General features: G+C 33.6%; 14 protein-coding genes. 6 read left to right on the forward strand and 8 right to left on the reverse strand.

The window, feature by feature from the left end; genetic code table 11:
* Positions 1–43: 43 nt before the first annotated feature.
* The 4 genes from BUE10_RS12705 to gdhA form a co-directional block, all read right to left on the reverse strand.
* Positions 44–1933: an outer membrane protein assembly factor BamB family protein gene (locus BUE10_RS12705; protein WP_073485604.1), complete on the reverse strand. Its 1890-nt coding sequence runs from the start codon at positions 1931–1933 to the stop codon at positions 44–46.
* Between the two features lie 117 nt (positions 1934–2050).
* Positions 2051–2764: a DNA repair protein RecO gene (gene recO, locus BUE10_RS12710; RefSeq protein ID WP_073485606.1), complete on the reverse strand. Its 714-nt coding sequence runs from the start codon at positions 2762–2764 to the stop codon at positions 2051–2053.
* Between the two features lie 86 nt (positions 2765–2850).
* Positions 2851–5133: a type IX secretion system anionic LPS delivery protein PorZ gene (locus tag BUE10_RS12715; RefSeq protein WP_073485607.1), complete on the reverse strand. Its 2283-nt coding sequence runs from the start codon at positions 5131–5133 to the stop codon at positions 2851–2853.
* 133 nt (positions 5134–5266) lie between these two features.
* Entirely contained in the window at positions 5267–6610 is a 1344-nt protein-coding gene (gene gdhA, locus BUE10_RS12720) for an NADP-specific glutamate dehydrogenase (protein WP_073485609.1), read from the reverse strand.
* Between the two features lie 323 nt (positions 6611–6933).
* Here gdhA and BUE10_RS12725 point away from each other — a divergent pair, with 323 nt between their 5' ends.
* A complete protein-coding gene (locus tag BUE10_RS12725) occupies positions 6934–7728 on the forward strand; it encodes a THC0290_0291 family protein (RefSeq protein WP_073485611.1) in 795 nt (264 codons plus the stop codon).
* Positions 7729–7814: 86 nt separating this feature from the next.
* Here BUE10_RS12725 and BUE10_RS12730 read toward each other — a convergent pair whose 3' ends face one another.
* Positions 7815–8957 carry a cystathionine gamma-synthase gene (locus BUE10_RS12730; protein ID WP_073485612.1) on the reverse strand — a complete coding sequence of 381 codons (1143 nt, stop codon included), beginning with the start codon at positions 8955–8957 and terminating at the stop codon, positions 7815–7817.
* A 104-nt stretch (positions 8958–9061) separates the two neighbouring features.
* On the opposite strand from BUE10_RS12730, the gene BUE10_RS12735 reads away from it, so the two are divergent.
* The gene (locus BUE10_RS12735) at positions 9062–9805 is read left to right on the forward strand and encodes a DUF3298 and DUF4163 domain-containing protein (protein ID WP_073485614.1); all 744 of its coding nucleotides are present in this window, start codon (positions 9062–9064) and stop codon (positions 9803–9805) included.
* Positions 9806–9901: 96 nt separating this feature from the next.
* Here BUE10_RS12735 and BUE10_RS12740 read toward each other — a convergent pair whose 3' ends face one another.
* The 3 genes from BUE10_RS12740 to BUE10_RS12750 all read right to left on the reverse strand — a co-directional run bounded on the left by BUE10_RS12740 (position 9902) and on the right by BUE10_RS12750 (position 12927).
* Positions 9902–11047 carry an ATP-binding protein gene (locus tag BUE10_RS12740; protein WP_073485616.1) on the reverse strand — a complete coding sequence of 382 codons (1146 nt, stop codon included), beginning with the start codon at positions 11045–11047 and terminating at the stop codon, positions 9902–9904.
* A 121-nt stretch (positions 11048–11168) separates the two neighbouring features.
* On the reverse strand, positions 11169–11924 hold the full coding sequence (locus tag BUE10_RS12745; RefSeq protein ID WP_073485617.1) for an SDR family NAD(P)-dependent oxidoreductase: 756 nt from the start codon (positions 11922–11924) through the stop codon (positions 11169–11171).
* Between the two features lie 130 nt (positions 11925–12054).
* A complete protein-coding gene (locus tag BUE10_RS12750; RefSeq protein WP_073485619.1) occupies positions 12055–12927 on the reverse strand; it encodes an aldo/keto reductase in 873 nt (290 codons plus the stop codon).
* Positions 12928–13139: 212 nt separating this feature from the next.
* Between BUE10_RS12750 and BUE10_RS12755 the strand changes: the two genes are divergently transcribed.
* The 4 genes from BUE10_RS12755 to BUE10_RS12770 all read left to right on the forward strand — a co-directional run bounded on the left by BUE10_RS12755 (position 13140) and on the right by BUE10_RS12770 (position 17880).
* Positions 13140–14144 (forward strand): AAA family ATPase, encoded by a 1005-nt coding sequence (locus BUE10_RS12755; RefSeq protein ID WP_073485621.1) that lies wholly within the window; start codon positions 13140–13142, stop codon positions 14142–14144.
* 93 nt (positions 14145–14237) lie between these two features.
* A complete protein-coding gene (locus tag BUE10_RS12760; protein ID WP_073485623.1) occupies positions 14238–15101 on the forward strand; it encodes a DUF58 domain-containing protein in 864 nt (287 codons plus the stop codon).
* Positions 15102–15244: 143 nt separating this feature from the next.
* A complete protein-coding gene (locus tag BUE10_RS12765; protein ID WP_073485624.1) occupies positions 15245–16876 on the forward strand; it encodes a hypothetical protein in 1632 nt (543 codons plus the stop codon).
* A complete protein-coding gene (locus tag BUE10_RS12770; RefSeq protein ID WP_073485626.1) occupies positions 16876–17880 on the forward strand; it encodes a vWA domain-containing protein in 1005 nt (334 codons plus the stop codon). Before BUE10_RS12765 ends, BUE10_RS12770 begins: the two co-directional genes overlap by 1 nt.
* The last annotated feature ends 89 nt before the right edge of the window (positions 17881–17969 follow it).

Genomic DNA, 17969 nt, shown 5'->3' on the forward strand with positions numbered 1-17969 from the left:
GCCACCAGAAATAAATCCTGATGGCTTTGGGTTTTTATTTTTCTTATTTTTTATTAAAGATCTGAATAGATTTATCCGAAACATAAAAAATGTTTTGTGTTGCAGGATCTACTTCATAAATTGGTTTGTTGTTTGTAAAAATAATTTTATCAACTTCAACTCCATCAACTTTACTAACTTTTACAAGAATTTTTTCTCCAGAATCTGCTTTTGCAAAAATATAAGAGAAGTCTCTGTTTTGTTTCATTGCATTAAAACGAGAGTTAAATTTAGCCGCTACTATACCTAAAGCCGCTGATCCAGCCGCATAAGTTTTTGCCTGATCCTTATTTGTCTGATCTCCTTTTGCAACTACAGTTCTCATGTTACCGTCAGTATCACGATATGTCATGGTCAAATCAGCACCTTTAACTGAACTTACTGCAGAACCAACACCTAAACCAATGCTTCCAACAATAGCAGCACTTTTAATAAGACGTCTTGTTCCTTCTCCAGGCTGTGAATAAGTAAGGTGGTATTTAACTGTACCATCCATATTAACCCCCATAACTTCAAGTGGTCCTGAAAGCACAACTCCCCAAGGGAATAATTCGATGCTATTTAACTCTTTTTCTTTTTTGATATTTACTTTAGCAAATGGTTCTGGTTTGTCGCTAATGCTTGGATCAAATTTGTACAATTTCTCGTCATTATATACTAAGTAAGAATTTGTAGCTTCGTCATAAGTAGGCAAAACCGGACGATCTTTGTCAAACGAGATATTACGTTTCCAAAGCTTAACTCCTGTTTTATAATCTACCATGTTTCCGTAAGTTCCTGTAAGGTACATTACTTTTTCTCCTACTTTACCTAGGTAATAAATCGGGTCTTCTTTATCATCAGAGATTTCGATGAATTTTTTCCAAAGTTTTTCTCCGTCTTTGTTGATCAACATCATTTCATTTTCAGCAACGTATAAGAAATCCTGATCAATTGGGATTACTCTTTTCAATCCGTCTCCACGAGCATCTTTTTTCCAGATTTTTTCTCCTGTTTTTAGGTCAAAAAAGTTAAATCCGCTATAATGAGCCACTAATATTTTTGTTCCCCAATCTTCAAGATAAACAACTCTTTTTGTTTTGATAGATTCTTTCCAGATACTTTTTCCTGTTTCTGTATTCAATACATTCAAATATTGTTTATTCGAAAAAGTTCCGGTGTTATTTACTACAACAATATTTTTATCATTTTGAGTTAAAAAGAATTTTGAATAATCTTCTTCTCCTTTCCAGTTTAACTTTCCTGTCGCTCTGTCAAAAGAATATAGTTTTCCGTACAGTAAATAGTAAATTACTGATCCGTGTACTGTAGCAACGTTTGTGTTTACAGATTCTTTGAAAGAAAAGCTAAATAATGATTTTGCTTTGTCTACAGTAGTATTCCATTTTAATTCGCCAGTCGTCATATCCAATAATGCAATTGCCATGTCGCCATCTTTTTTCAGCGTAAGCAAATACTCATTTGTCTCTGGAATAAAATCTGATTGTGTTACCCAAAAAGATTCTTTTGATGAATTGTAAACCACTTTTCCAGTATCAGTATTAATGATAATATACTTACTATTGATGTAAGCTTCAACATAAGGGCTTCCGACAACGTTTGTTAAAGTGCTTTTATCCGCAAAAAGTTTTGTAAGATCTGTATCGGCTATGATATCCACTGCAGATTTACCTCCAAAATCCTCTTTTGTTAAAGTCCAAACCACTTTTTTAGTTTCAGGATCTAAACCTTTTACAGTTCCGCCTTCTTTAAAAACAACGATTCCTGTAATTCCGTTTTGTACTAAATCTTGTACGGCATTCTCTGTGTTAACAATTTCGTCGTATTTCCTTTGAGAAATGGCCGAAACGCTGACTAATAAAAGCAAAATAATCGAAAAAGTAATTTTTTTCATAGTGATTGATTTTTCATTAAAAATTAATATTTGTCTGAGGCTAATGTTTTGAATTTAAATTATTAAGATTATTTTAATAAAAATTCGCTGCACAAATATATAAAAATAGGATTCAGTTTAAGAAAATATTTCTTTCAAAACTTCAAGTGATTTTGGCTTCTTGAATCCTTCCAAATGAAAGCTGTAGTAATCAATTAAAACCTTTAATAAAACTTGTCTTTCGACTACGTGAAAGATTTTTTCAGTGTTATCAAACTTTAAATCGATTAGCTTTTTGAGCAAACTGGTTTCGTGTTCTGAAAGTACATTTCCTTTATTGAAAAGTGTAAAAATACCGTCATTCATTTCGAAATGAGGCAGCTCTATTTCTGAAGTATCTGGGTAAAAACCTAAGTATTTTGTGATTTCTAAAAGTAAAATCAAGTGAAAATTAGAAATTTCGTCGTGATTATCGAGCCATGTCAGTGCGGTTTCTAAAAACACAAAGAGGGATTCGTTTTTTTCTTCTTCCTGAATAGAATAATGAAGTATCTCTGAAAGAAACATAACCATTGTGCTTTTTACAATATCTGTATGAATGGTTTGAAAAGGAATTCCGTTTCTTATCTCTTTAAAATTTTCAAGAGTGCCTTTGTTTTTATGAACGGCTTCGATTTCTAAAATAGACAATGGCTGGAAATAAGCAATTTTCTGATTTGCTTTTCTACTTGAAAAAGCATCGCGTACAAAATAAGATTTCAGTCCGCTTGAAAGTGTAAAGCATTTTACAATCAAACTTTTTTCCTGAAATTTTAAAGATGAGATTACTATTGCTTTGGTTTTGACGAGCACAGAATTTTAGATTTTAGATTGCTGATTTTAGATTTGAGAAATCTAAATTTTAAACTGTCACTGAGACTGAAAACTGCGACTGAGTACTAACGAATAATCATAACTTTCTTGACCTTTGTTTCTCCTCCATCTTGTGCAGAAATAAAAACCATGTATACGCCAGATGCTACTTTATATTTTCCAAAGGCTGTTGTGTCCCATTCTATCGTTCCGCCTTCTGAAGTGGTTTCGTAAACTAAATTTCCTTCTATATCAGTAATTTTGATATTGGCTTTATCAATCAAACCAGCGACTTTCACGGTTCCTGAATAACTTGGACGAACCGGATTTGGATACACATAAACGTTATTTAGGTTATCGTTTGCTCCGGTTGCAATTCCTTTAAAAGAAATCATCCCTTTATTGGTTGCTATAAAAACTTCTCCGGTTGCACTATTAATTTTAATATCGTTTATAGTATTGCTTGGCAAAGGAGAATTATTAATTGTAAAATGATATTTAGTTTCCTGACCATTTGGCGAAACCATAAAAATACCCGAATCTGCTGTACCAATCCATTTATTATTAGCGCCGTCGACTACAATCGAAGTAATAAACTGCTCGTACATTAATTCCTGAGCCAGATTATCTTCCAGAATAATTATTGGATTTGCTTTTAATTGAGCCTCTGTTTGAAAATTTCCAACGTTCGACAAAACTCTTAATCCTTTTGTAGTTCCTATCCAAAGCTGATTTTTGGTATCAACCGCAACAGACCTAACATCTGCAATTGGCAAATTTCCCGCATCGGTACCAATGGTCATTTTTTTGAAAGTATTCGTGCTTTCGTTAAATGCAATTACACCTTCATTACTTGTAGAAATCCACTTGACATTATTTTTATCAATAACTATATTAGCATAGCTTGTACTTTCGGCATCACTTAAAATTGTACTTGTCGCATAACTCTGCCATTGGCCATCGGTTTTTAAAACTTTCAATCCGTTTTTAATACGGCTGTTTGTTACCCAGAGATTTCCTGTTCTGTCAAATGCAGTTCCGTTAATACGAACGTCAATATAATTTGGACCTTCATAGGTCAAAGTTTCTAATCCGCTGTTTTTTTCATTGTATAAAAAATTCGGAATATCATCTTCAATTCGCAATAATCCAGAGAAAAAAGAGCTCGCATAAACTTGTTTTTCATTACTTGGGTTTACAATAATACGAGTAATTGACTTTGCATCATAAACTTCTGAATATGGGATATTTAACCATTTTGAGTTATTAAATTTACTTATACCATAACTATCTAAGTCATAAGGATTATAATTAAAATCATAATCTCCGTATACTGCCCAGAGAACATTTGGTGTAACATCAAGTGAAAAAATATTATTTCGTGAAGGACCTGCCGGAGTATTATTTTCGAAAGTTCCAATTCCCGAAAGTGCGCCAGAAAACAATCCTTTTTCTTTTGTTCCGATGTAAATTATATCGCCAACTGCCGATACACAAGAAAAGGTTAGATTAATGTCCGGAAGCTGTGTATTAACTATTTGACGAGTTAAAACCATTTGACTGTTATACACGTAAACCGAACTTGATGTTGTAACAAACAAATTGTGGTTCACCGCTCGCATATCAACAGAAGGCTGCGGAAGCTGCAAGAAACTAACAAAGGTATTTGAGTTATATCGATGAATGTTTCCGGTTGAATTAATTGCGATAAGTTCTGTATCTAATGTCGCAACACTTGCCCAATTTCCTGTGTTTACTACAGCCCATTGGCTAAAATCAATTAAATTTGGGTTGGTAATATCTGCTCTTCTAATTCCGCTGGAAGTAGCTGCGAAAATAAATCCATTAAAAAAAGCAGTTTGTTTTATGCTGATTTCGGCGCCATTATCTCCAATAAAATAAGTATCTCCAAATTGTGATGTTGTCAAATTAAACTGCACAATCCCAAAATCGCAGGAAACATACAATAATCCGTTATGCTCCATTAAATGGTTAATCTTTTTAAGACTTGCGGATAATTGTTTATTGATGATATCTACTTTTTTTATGATGCTTCCGTCAGTTTCATTAATTACGATCATTAAACCATTTTCGTAACCAACAATTGTTTTTTTGAAGGTTTCGCTATGATATACGGCAGAAATTGTCTGTCCGGAAAGTCCGTCGACAGTTGTTATTGTTTTTACAGCATTTGAAGTGGCACTTTTAGAAAACAAAGCATTTTCTGAAGCAGTAAAAACTGTGGTAGAAGATTCTGAAATATCTTTTATTTCATTAAACGAAAAATAGCCTTCCCACGACAATTGACCTTGAGCAAAGCCAAATTGAAACAGTAATAAAAATAAAACGTAAAGAAACTTTCTTGTCATTTTTTACAAATATCGAATAGACAAATATACTACAAACGAAAGTATTTGATTTTTCTTCTTTAACTAAATAAAAAAATGCTCCCTATTTATCCTTAACAAGACAAATGAGAGCATTCTTCAATTGTAATTAATCTTACACTACACCTTGAGCAAGCATAGCATCGGCAACTTTAACAAATCCGGCAATGTTAGCTCCTTTTACGTAGTTTACATAACCATCTCCTTCTGCACCGTATTTTTTACATTGGTTATGAATTCCAACCATGATATCTTTTAATCTTAAATCTACTTCTTCGCTTGTCCAGTTTAAACGAATAGAGTTTTGTGTCATCTCTAATCCAGATGCCGCTACTCCACCAGCGTTTGCTGCTTTTCCAGGAGCAAAAAGTACTTTATTATCTAAGAACAGTTTTATTGCATCTAAAGTAGAAGGCATATTAGCAGCTTCTGTCACACATAAAACGCCGTTATCAATTAATTTTTTTGCATCATCTCCGTTCAGCTCATTTTGAGTAGCACATGGAATAGCAATATCAACTTTTACTTCCCATGGGCTTTTCCCTTTATGGAAAATTGCATGTGGATATTTCTCTAAATATCTCTCAGCTCTGTTATCTCCGGTAGCTCTCATTTCGACCATATGATCTATTTTTTCTCCAGAAATACCTTCTTCATCCAAAATATAACCATCAGGTCCAGAAATCGTAACTACTTTTCCTCCTAATTCATTTACTTTTAAAGCTACACCCCAGGCTACGTTTCCGAATCCTGAAATGGCAACTCTTTTACCTTTAATTTCGTGACCAATTGTACGAAGCATTTGATCTGTAAAATAAACTACTCCATAACCAGTAGCTTCAGGTCTGATTAATGAACCCCCGTAAGCAAGACCTTTTCCAGTTAAAACTCCGGTAAATTCATTTCTAATTCTTTTATATTGACCAAATAAATAACCAATTTCTCTGGCACCAACTCCAATATCTCCTGCAGGAACGTCTAAGTCCGGACCAATATGACGACATAATTCAGTCATAAATGATTGGCAAAAACGCATGATTTCTGCATCTGATTTTCCTTCGGGATCAAAATCAGACCCTCCTTTACCTCCACCCATTGGAAGTGTTGTTAAACTATTTTTGAAAACCTGTTCGAAAGCCAAAAATTTTAAAACTGATAGGTTTACAGTGTGATGAAATCTGATTCCGCCTTTATATGGGCCAATCGCTGAGTTCATTTGAATTCTAAAACCTCTGTTTACGATTATTTCTCCTTTGTCGTCAACCCACGGAACTCTAAAAATTATAGATCTTTCTGGTTCAGCAATTCTAAGAAGTAAATTTTTACCGTCATATTTCTTTCTTTCTGCGATAAATGGAATTACCGTTTCTGCAAATTCCCTAACGGCTTGAAGAAATTCTGGCTCGTTTGGATTTTTTGACTCAACAAGAGCCATAAATTCATTTATTTTTTGTTCCATTTTATAATAAATTATTCAAATAATAGTTTTAAACTTAATCAATTACATAAGAAAATACGTTTTAAGAAAACGTTTTCGTTATAACATACAAAGATATAGCAAAATCAACATGATTTGTTATTTTTTTTTGTTTTTGGAGAAGAATTGTGTATTTTTTAAACAATCTTAAAAATACAATTTTACACCTCCGATTTTACAGCAATTTACTGTCTTTAAAGTCAGAAAATTAAGTGTTTTGTTATTAAATTTTTAATAGAAGTATATATTATTTTGATTCGACTATGTTTTTTTTATATTTGCCAATATTTTGAAAGCCCCAAGAGATGTTTAAACACCTATATTTCACAATTTTCGCCCTATTTGGCATTACCACTATTGCCAATGCTCAGTCTAATCTAGCACAAGAAGTAGGAATTATATTCGGTCCTGTAACTTTTCAGTCCGATTTTGGAGAAAGACATAATTTCGATACCAATGTGGGAAACACCGGTTTTGGTGTAGGAATTGTTCACTTCATTAACTTTTCTGCAAATAACAACAGAGAAAGTTTCTTCACGGAACATTTTAAAGTTAGATCAGAACTATCTTTTAATACCACAACTCTTAACCATTTTGGCGGTTATATTGAAAGTGCTAAAAACAAATTGGCTGTTGCCCAGTTAAAAGCAATGAGTGGTAAATCTACTTTATTAAATCTCGGAGCTCAGTTAGAATTTTCTCCATTTATGAAAATTCATGATTTCGAAAACAGTATAGGTGGTTTTAGTCCGTATGTGAGTGTTGGATTCCTGGCAACTTATTATACTTCGAAAGTAAGCTCAACAATGGGCGAATTAGGACTTCCGTCAACAACATTCCCTAAATATTTAACTCCTTCAGATGGCCATCAATATGGTTTTGCAAGTGAAAGCGGAGTAGCTTTAGCAGCAACAGCTGGTGTTGGATTCCATCTTAAATTAACTCAAATGAGTGATTTAATGGTTGAGGGTCGTTTTCAAGCCTTTAGCTCTGACTGGATTGATGGTTTAAACCCAAACAAAGATCTTTACCCAGAGAACAAGTCAAATGACTGGCAGGTTTGGTTTAATGTTGGATACATCTATTACTTAGAGTTCTAGTTCTAAAGAAATACAATCACAATAAAAAAATCCCAAATTCCAATTTGATTATTTTGGAATTTGGGATTTTTTATTTGGAATTTAATTTACGATAAAGCTTGCTCTAAATCTGCGATTAAATCTTCAGCATCTTCGATACCAACACTTAATCTTACTAAATCATCAGTAATACCAACTTCTGCTCTTTTATCAGCAGGAATCGAAGCGTGTGTCATTAAAGCCGGATGATTTGCCAATGATTCTACTCCTCCTAAAGATTCAGCCAAAGTAAATACTTTCAGTTTCTCTAAAAACGCAATAGAATCTTCTTTTTTGCCTGATTTGAATGTAAAAGAAACCATTCCGCCAAAAGCTTTCATTTGCTTTTTTGCAATTTCATGAAAAGGATGATTTTCTAGTCCAGGATAATAAACTGTATTTATTTTTGGATGTTTAGTTAAGTACTCTACGACTTTTTCTCCATTTTCGCAATGTCTCTGCACTCTTAATGCAAGTGTTTTAATTCCTCTTAAAACTAAAAAGCTGTCCATTGGCCCTAAAGTTGCTCCAGTAGCAAATTGTTGAAAGTGTAATTGTTCTCCTAAAGCTGCATCTTTTACAATTAAAGCTCCGGCAATAACATCAGAATGCCCGCCTAAATATTTTGTAGCCGAATGCATAACGATATCTGCACCTAAATCTAGAGGTTTTTGTAAGTATGGCGTTGCAAAAGTATTATCTACAGCAAACCAAATTTTATGTTCTTTAGTGATTTTTGCTACTTCTGCAATATCAGCTAATTTCATTAAAGGATTTGTCGGCGTTTCTACCCAAACCAATTTTGTATTTTCATTGATTAATGATTTCAATTTTGCAATATCCGTCATATCAACAAAATGAAATTTTATTCCTGAATCTTTATAAATTCTCGAAAACATACGGTAAGTTCCTCCGTATAAATCATCCATTGCGATAACTTCGTCACCTGCTTTAAACGATCTTAAAATACAATCTGTAGCGGCTAAACCAGAAGAAAAAGCCAGTCCGCGTGTACCGTTTTCAATACTTGCTAAAGCCTCTTCAAGAGCTGTACGAGTTGGGTTCGATGCTCGGCTGTATTCATAATCTGCCAAAGGTTTTCCCGGACTTGTCTGAATAAAAGTTGACGTTTGATACACCGGCGGCATAACCGCTCCTGTACTTGGATCATGATGCTGGCCACCATGTATTACTTTTGTATTGAATTTCATATAGTTATAAATTTTAAATCCATAATTGTCGCACAAATTTACCGCTTAATTTATTTTATCCTGATACAACTTCTTACCTTTGTAGATAATTAACACTTTTTGATATGAAAAATTACATATTTATAATCTTTTTGTGTTTGATTTTTACGAGTTGCAACAAAGAGCTTTCATTTGAAAATGAAACGTTTGAAGAAAAATCTACTATTCCGTGCAAAAAAGATTGCCCGAAAATCACAATAGAAGTCCCAATTGCTAAAAATAAAAAGATCATCGCTGACAGTATTAATAAAAAAGTTTTCAATGTAATAAAAGAAATTATTTATTTCGGCGAAGATTCAGCAAAGGTCAACGATTATAAATCATTGTCAAAATCTTTTATAGCTTCTTACGAAGAAATGCATAAAAAATTTCCGCACGATACTTTTGGCTGGGAAGGAAAAATAACGGGAAATATAGAGTTCGAATCAGAGCAGATTTTAAACATTAAAATAGACCATTATACCTTTACCGGCGGCGCGCATGGCTACCAAGGTTTTAGATCTTTACTATTTAACCAAAGAACCGGAAAAGCCATTTTTAACGATCAATTATTTAAAAATGAAAAAGAGTTTAAGGCTTTCGCCGAAAAAGAATTCAGACTTAAATATCAAATTCCCGAAAATGCCAACATAAACGCAACAGGTTTAATGTTCGAAAATGATAAATTTCAATTACCTCAAAATATTTTCTATACTTCTGCAGGTTTACTTCTTTATTACAATTCATATGAAGCCGCATCCTATGCCGACGGCCCAAAAGAAATTGTATTTCCGTATGATAAAGTGAGTAAATATTTGAAATTTCAATAAGAAAAACTTTGGGTTAGACGCACTGCAGTGCGTCTCTACGTGTAAATATCTACAGAAAAAACCTTAGAATCTTAGCATCTCAGCAACTTAGAACCTTTACTGCACATCATATTTCATTTTGCGCAAAATTCTCAATGCCTCTTTAAATGAAGAATAAATATGTTTATAAGGTTTTAAAAGCAGTTTGGCATCGATTAATTTTTGTTTGGCATCCTCAAAACCATTCAAATGACAGATCATAAAAGTAGAAGGCAGATTTTCCAAATCTTTCATTTCACGCTCAGATAATGCGATTTCTTTTTGAAGTTTATTTAACAATGCCATATTTGAGTTATAAATATGGTATAACATTTTCCGATTAAATTCGGGAGGATGGAAGAGCATTTTCCGATCAATTTTATAGTAACCATTATCGAAGAAATGAATCGTTTGTTCTTCCAGCGGGTAATAACTTGTTTTATCATTTAATCCAAGCGGAACATATTCTGTAATTGTAAAAGTATCATCATCAAAAAAAATCGTAACCACATCTTGTGCCGAATAAAAAAGCTTAACCTGTTCGTTAATCAGCTCAATATCTACTCGGGATAAAAAGGTTTTATCTCTGGATTTTTTTGGAACTCCCGCCCAGCAGATAACAAACAATTCTTTAAAAACATTATATTTTGGCGACATGTCTTTATGCCTGAAATTCATAAAATCGATTACGCCGTCCAGCGTATATTGAATACTGTTTCGGGAACTATTTTCGATCCCAATTACGGTTTCTGTATTCTGGTTACTTTTTTCGACTTCTTCATGTTCTTCCAGAGGAATGGAATTACTGCCGCGCCTTATAAAAACGCTATTGGCAAGAATGGTATGAATTCCTTTTTTAAAATAGGAAATTTTGCTTTTGGGCTTTATTGTAACCAATCCAATTACTTTATCTTTTGGAAGATTTGGAAATGGTACGTTTTCGTATTGAATTTTTGGAGGATTTTCTAAAAATGCATTTACAAGATTCTGAATTCGGCTGTCATCGAAGAAATCGTCGCCTACAATTTCGTTATCCTGATCTTCTACTCCAACAACGATATAAGAATTATTCGCCGGATTTGAATTTGAAAGTGCACAAATGTGTTTTAAAAACTTTCCTTTTCCTTCTCGCGAATGTAGATTCAACTGCCTTTTTTTATCATAAAAACTGCTCTCATCATTGTGAGCAAGTAAATTCTTTATCAAAAGGCGTTTATTAATCATAGTCTAGTTTTTTCTGTCACTAATTTACACTAATTAAAAACTCGTAATCATTTTAATTGCATTTCATAACCTTAAAACGTAAAAAAGACGCACTGCTGTGCGTCTCTACAATAAAATTTTATCAGATATTTTTCTTGACAATCGTTGATGATGCCTGCGCCGTACTCATCACGACTAAATCGGCGATATTTACGTGATACGGTCTTGAAACTACGAAATGAATAATATCTGCAATGTCTTCTCCCTGCAGCGGATCAAATCCTTTATACACATTTGAAGCTCTTTCGACGTCTCCTTTAAAACGTACTTCGCTAAATTCTGTCGCTACCATTCCGGGATGAATTGCTCCCACTCTAATTCCAAACGGGTTTAAGTCGATTCGCATTCCTGCTGTAATGGCATCAACGGCATGTTTGGTTCCGCAATACACATTTCCATTTGGATAAACTTCTTTGGCCGCAGTTGAACCAATATTAATAATATGTCCGGAATTTTTGGCTGTCATTTTCGGAATTACCGCTTTTGAAACATACAGAAGTCCTTTTACATTAATATCGATCATCGCATCCCAATCGTCTAAATCTCCTGTTTGAATCGGATCTAAACCATGCGCATTTCCCGCGTTATTGATTAAAACATCAATATCTGAAAATGCAGCTGGCAAAGCACCTATTTTTTCAAGAACATCATTTTTATCACGAACATCAAAAGAAAGCGAATGAACTTCTGTAAATGCCGAAAGCTCTTTTTCTAATTCTTCTAAACGATCTTTACGTCTTCCGCAAAGAATAATTTTATAGTTGTTTTTAGCTAAAATTTGAGCGGTAGCTTTTCCAATTCCGCTTGTAGCACCAGTAATTAAAACTGTTTTTTTCATTATATATTTTTTATTTTTTTGCCACAGATTAAAATGATTTAAATGATTTTTTTAATCTGTGTTAATCCTTTTAATCTGTGGCAAAATATTTTAGTTAACTGATTACTGAAAACTGAGACTGAAAACTTTTTTAAGCCACATCGTCACCCATACTTTCTGTCCAGATCGCAAACCAGTCTTCTTTGTCCATTTCTAATTCAGCAGCTTTTACTAAAGATTGAATTCTGGCAACGTTAACTGTTCCTGCAATTGGAATAACTGCTGCTGGATGTTTTAAAATCCACGCCAGTAAAAGTGTATCTGCACCAAGATGATATTTTTCAAGCAACGTTGAAAATAACTTTTTCAAACGACGTGTTTTCTTAGTATCCTCTCTAAAAACAGTTCCAAGCGGATTCCATGATAATGGGCGAATTCCGTGTGCCTGCATATAATCTAAACTTCCGTCAACCATTGGTTCAAAATGAGTTGCAGAGAATTGTACCTGATTGTAGCTTACTCCTGTTTTCTGACGAATTAACTCGGTTTGAGAACTTGTAAAATTCGAAAGTCCGAAATCTAAAATTTTTCCTTCCGATTTTAATTTTTCAACTGCTTCTGCAATTTCATCTGCCTGCATTAACGGACTTGGTCTGTGCAGTAAAAATACATCAACATAATCTGTCTTCAATTTTTTTAAAGATTCTTCAACAGACCAAATGATATAATCTTTAGAATAATCATAATGTTTGATTTTGTTATTACGGCTTTCTGTTACAAGCTGAATTCCGCACTTTGTAATTAATTGTAATTTTTCGCGCGAAATTTTACTGGCTTTAAATGCTTTACCAAAATCGGCTTCGGTGGTATAATCTCCGTAAATATCGGCGTGATCAAAAGTTGTGATTTTGTTTTCGATACAAATTTGTATCATGTTTTCCATTTCTTTTGGTGAAAGGTTTTTATCCCAAACACCCCAATTCATAGTGCCCGAAATTATAGGCGATAATGCTGTTTTGCTCATGGTTATATTGAGTTATTTTTGCTAATAAATATGCTTTTGTAAAACATAATCACCAAAGTTCTTAAAAATATAAAAATAGATTCACAATTCGTCCTTAAAATTAGGTGATTGGTCGAAGTTTTAACCATTCTTTAACATCTTACTTCTTAAAAAATATTCAATTTGCACTCTCAAAAATTAGGCGTAAAAATCAAGGTTTTAAAAATATTTATATGGAAGAAAATACAACGACTTTAGACATTAGAGCGATAAATGAAAAAATTGAGAAAGAAAGTGCTTTTATAGACCTTCTTACAATGGAAATGAACAAAGTTATTGTGGGCCAGAAACATATGGTCGAGCGTCTGTTAATTGGTCTTTTGGGTCAGGGGCATATTTTACTTGAAGGAGTTCCTGGTTTAGCAAAAACTTTGGCCATTAATACGTTGTCACAAGCGGTTCAGGGTTCTTTCAGCCGTATCCAGTTTACGCCGGATTTACTTCCTGCCGATGTTATCGGAACCATGATTTACAACATTAAAGCAAACGAATTCTCTATTAAAAAAGGGCCAATTTTTGCCAACTTCGTACTTGCCGATGAGATTAACCGTGCTCCGGCAAAGGTTCAGTCTGCGCTTTTAGAGGCGATGCAGGAAAAACAAGTTACAATTGGCGATACCACTTTCAAGTTAGATCGTCCGTTTTTAGTTTTGGCAACTCAAAACCCTGTTGAACAAGAAGGAACATACCAGCTTCCTGAAGCACAAGTTGACCGTTTCATGTTGAAAACCGTAATTGATTATCCAAAAATTGATGAAGAACGTTTTGTAATTCGTCAAAACTTAAAAGGAAGCTACGAAAAAGTAAATGCTGTAGTTTCTGTAGAACAAATTTTACGTGCGCAAGAAGCAGTTCGTGAAGTTTATATGGATGAAAAAATCGAAAAATATATTCTGGATATCATTTTTGCTACTCGTTACCCAGAAAAATACAAATTAGCCGACTTAAAACCACTTATCAGTTTTGGAGCATCTCCACGTGGAAGTATCAACTTAGCAAACGCTGCTAAATGTTACGCTTTCATCAAACGTCGTGGTTATGTAATTCCAGAAGATGTTCGTGCTGTTGTGCATGATGTATTACGTCACAGAGTTGGAATCACATATGAGGCTGAAGCCGAAAACATTACTTCTGTAGACATTATCAACAAAATCGTAAACGAGATTGAAGTACCTTAAAAAAATTTTAGATTTTAGATTGCAGAATTTAGATTTAAATCTGCAGTCTAAAAATAATCTAAAATCTAATATCTAAAATCTGCAATCCGAAAAATGGATACAAAAGAGCTTTTAAAAAAAGTACGGAAAATAGAAATCAAAACCAAAAGACTGAGCAATCATATCTTTTCGGGAGAATACCATTCTTCATTTAAAGGGCGCGGGATGACTTTCAGCGAGGTGCGCCAATACCAATATGGCGATGATATTCGTAACATCGATTGGAATGTAACCGCACGCTACAACGAAGCCCACGTAAAAGTTTTTGAAGAAGAAAGAGAATTAACCATGGTTTTAATGGTTGATATTTCGGGTTCTGAAGGTTTTGGTTCAAAAAGTCAGTTTAAAAAAGACATCGTAACAGAAATTGCTGCAACGATGGCTTTTTCGGCTACACAAAATAATGACAAGATTGGATTAATCTTATTTTCTGATAATGTCGAATTATACATTCCGCCAAAAAAAGGCCGTTCACACGTTTTGCGAATTATTCGTGAATTAATCGAATTTGAACCAAAAAGCCACAAAACAGATATCTCACAAGCCTTAAAATTTTTATCGGGAACACAGAAAAAGAAAGCGATCGTTTTCGTAATTTCTGATTTCATGTCTCAGGATTACGAGCAGACTTTAAAAATCGCTTCTAAAAAACACGATATTACAGGTGTTCGCGTATATGATATCCGTGAAGAAAAAATCCCAAATTTAGGAATGGTAACCATGCTTGACGCCGAAACGGGAAAAATTCAATTGGTAAATACAGGCTCAAAAACAGTGAGAATGAATTACGAAAAACATTATCAGGAACGCGTAAATTATTTCAAAGATATTTTTAGTAAATCCGGAGCCGGTGTTGTAAACACAAGAGTCGACGAAAATTATGTCACCAAATTGCTTGGATATTTCAAGTCACGATAAATATAATTTTAGATTGCAGATATTAGATTTTAGAATTTTTATCTGCTCTAAATATTCAAATAAAAAAATCCGCTTAAATCTGTGTCATTCGTGTTCCAATTTTAAGTATTCATTTTAGACTAAAATCTGAAATCACAAATCAAATGAAATTAAAGTTTTACATATTTTTATTTTTGCTTTCTACGGCTGTTTTTGCTCAAAAACAAGTCGAAACCAGCATTGATACCACCAAAAATAAAATTGGCGCCGAATTTAAACTGACGCTGAAAACGGTTGTAAATGCTAATTCAAAAGTTGTTTTCCCTAAACTAAAAAGATTTGGTCCTTTAGAAGTTATTCAATCGTATCCGGTTGATACCGTTAAGAAAAACGATACGTACGAATTAATCAAAAAATATGGATTAACACAATTTGATTCAGGAAGATATGTAATTCCGAGTGTTCAAATTTTAATTGATAAAAAACCTTATTTCTCAGATTCTATTCGTGTAGAAGTTGCTAATGTAAAAGTGGATACTTTACAGCAAAAAATGTATGACATTAAAGATGTTACCGCTGCAGAGAGCGTTACTGGCGATTGGTGGAAATATATCTTGACTTTAGTTATTATTTTAGCAATTGGCGCAGGAATTTATTGGTATGTTAAAAAACATCAGAAAAAGAAAATCGAAGAAGAAGTTTATAAAACACCTATTGAAAAAGCGACTAGTTTACTAAACAATTTGGAGTCAAAAGAACTTGTTCAAAAAGGAGAAATTAAAGAATACTATAGTGAACTGACCGATATTGCGCGTAATTATATTGAAGAAGCAATTCATATTCCTGCAATGGAAAGCACAACTTCTGAATTAATTGAGGCGATTAGAACAGCTTCGACCAAGAAGAAAATGACCTTAACGCCAGAAACTGTTGAAAATCTGGAACGCGTTTTACGTCAGGCCGATTTAGTAAAATTTGCAAAATCTAAACCGCTTGAATTTGAAATTACGGATGATAGAAATAAAATTCAGAAAGTAATTTTAACGCTTGACAATGCAATCCCGACAGAAGTTCCGGCTGAAGAAGAAGATCAATTGCTAAACGAAGCGCAAAAGCAAAAACAAATTCAGCTTCAATTAAAAAAACAAAGAAACAAACGAATTGCCATTACGGTTGGTTCTGTTGTGTTTTTATTATTAGCCACTATAACTTTCTTTATTGCAACAAAAGGTTTTACTTATGTAAAAGACAATATTATCGGGCATCCTACTAAAGAATTATTAGAAGGAGAATGGGTAAAAAGTGAATACGGAAATCCAGGCGTTATCATTGAAACTCCAAAAGTTTTAAAACGAATGGATGTACTAAAAGCACTTCCAAAAGAAACAATGGCGTTGATTAAGGAAATGCAGCTTTTTGCATACGGAAGTATGATTGACAATTTTTATGTGGCAGTTTCAACCGCTAAATTTAAAACTCCTGCTGATATCGATTTATCTAAAGCTTTAGAAGGCGCTTTAAAAGTAATCGAGCTTCAAGGCGGTCAAAACATCATCGTTAAGCAAGAAGATTTTCAAACCAATCAAGGTATTCAGGGTATAAAAGGTTATGGAACAATGACTGTTTTAAATCCAGCAAATAAAACGAGTGTAAAGGGTTATTATGAAATCCTGCTATTTAAACAAGATCAGGGATTACAGCAAATCATCATTTTCCATGAAGAAGGCGATACGTATGCAAACGACATCACAACCCGAATTTTAAATTCTGTTGAACTTAAAAAAGCAAGTAACTAATGAATAATCAGATCACTTTTTTAAATCCGGAATTCTTTTGGTTATTTCTATTAATTCCAATCGCTATTGGCTGGTTTTTTTGGAAAAGAAATCAGCAGTCGGCTACATTAAAAATGAGTTCGACAGCAGGTTTCAAAAACAGCGAATCGCTATTGACCAAATTAAAACCTTGTTTATATGTTTTCAGGATTATTGCTTTAAGTTCGCTGATTATTGCTTTAGCAAGACCAAGAACAGTCGACATTAGCAATCAGACTAAAACAACAAAAGGAATTGATATTGTAATAGCAATTGACGTTTCTGGAAGTATGCTCGCAAAAGATTTAAAGCCAAACCGTATGGAAGCTTTAAAAAGAGTTGCTGCTGATTTCGTTGAAGAAAGACCAAATGACAGGGTTGGTTTAGTTTTATACGCATCTGAAGCTTATACAAAAACACCTGTTACAAGCGACAAACCAATTATTCTGGAAGCTATAAAAGGAATTAAATATGATACGGTTTTACAAGATGGTACCGGAATTGGAATGGGTTTAGCAACGGCAGTAAACCGTCTTAAAGACAGTAAAGCAAAAAGCCGAGTAGTTATTTTAATGACAGACGGTGTTAATAATGCCGGATTTATTGAACCTGAAACGGCTGCTGACATTGCAAAACAATACGGAATAAAAGTATATACAATTGGTCTTGGTACAAACGGAATGGCAGAATCTCCATACGCTTATGCACCAAACGGCGGTTTTTTATTCAAAATGCAGAAAGTTGAAATTGATGAGCAGTTAATGAAAAATATTGCCCGCAAAACAGACGGAACGTACTTTAGAGCAACAAGCAACGATAGATTAGCTGAAATATACAGTGCAATTAATAAATTAGAAACAACAGAAATACAGGAATTAAAATTCTACGATTACGATGAAAAATACAGAGTTTTTGTTTTACTCGCAGCGTTTTTATTACTACTTGAAGTTGGTTTAAGAAATACAGTTTACAGAAGCTTTATTTGATTTGAAAAATCAAAAAATTCCAATAATAAAATTCCAAATAACAAATTGGAATTTGGAATTTTAAAATCAGCTTTTTAGACAAACAACAG

The organism is Flavobacterium sp. CF108, assembly GCF_900129795.1.
Lineage (GTDB): Bacteria > Bacteroidota > Bacteroidia > Flavobacteriales > Flavobacteriaceae > Flavobacterium.

Excerpts from the sequence above, each read along its gene's own strand:
- BUE10_RS12760 (WP_073485623.1), top strand. The coding sequence starts at position 14,238 with ATGGATACAAAAGAGCTTTTAAAAAAAGTACGGAAAATAGAAATCAAA.
- BUE10_RS12770 (WP_073485626.1), top strand. The coding sequence starts at position 16,876 with ATGAATAATCAGATCACTTTTTTAAATCCGGAATTCTTTTGGTTATTT.
- BUE10_RS12745 (WP_073485617.1), bottom strand. The coding sequence starts at position 11,924 with ATGAAAAAAACAGTTTTAATTACTGGTGCTACAAGCGGAATTGGAAAA.
- BUE10_RS12750 (WP_073485619.1), bottom strand. The coding sequence starts at position 12,927 with ATGAGCAAAACAGCATTATCGCCTATAATTTCGGGCACTATGAATTGG.
- BUE10_RS12715 (WP_073485607.1), bottom strand. The coding sequence starts at position 5,133 with ATGACAAGAAAGTTTCTTTACGTTTTATTTTTATTACTGTTTCAATTT.
- gdhA (WP_073485609.1), bottom strand. The coding sequence starts at position 6,610 with ATGGAACAAAAAATAAATGAATTTATGGCTCTTGTTGAGTCAAAAAAT.
- BUE10_RS12725 (WP_073485611.1), top strand. The coding sequence starts at position 6,934 with ATGTTTAAACACCTATATTTCACAATTTTCGCCCTATTTGGCATTACC.
- BUE10_RS12705 (WP_073485604.1), bottom strand. The coding sequence starts at position 1,933 with ATGAAAAAAATTACTTTTTCGATTATTTTGCTTTTATTAGTCAGCGTT.
- BUE10_RS12735 (WP_073485614.1), top strand. The coding sequence starts at position 9,062 with ATGAAAAATTACATATTTATAATCTTTTTGTGTTTGATTTTTACGAGT.
- BUE10_RS12765 (WP_073485624.1), top strand. The coding sequence starts at position 15,245 with ATGAAATTAAAGTTTTACATATTTTTATTTTTGCTTTCTACGGCTGTT.
- BUE10_RS12755 (WP_073485621.1), top strand. The coding sequence starts at position 13,140 with ATGGAAGAAAATACAACGACTTTAGACATTAGAGCGATAAATGAAAAA.
- BUE10_RS12740 (WP_073485616.1), bottom strand. The coding sequence starts at position 11,047 with ATGATTAATAAACGCCTTTTGATAAAGAATTTACTTGCTCACAATGAT.
- BUE10_RS12730 (WP_073485612.1), bottom strand. The coding sequence starts at position 8,957 with ATGAAATTCAATACAAAAGTAATACATGGTGGCCAGCATCATGATCCA.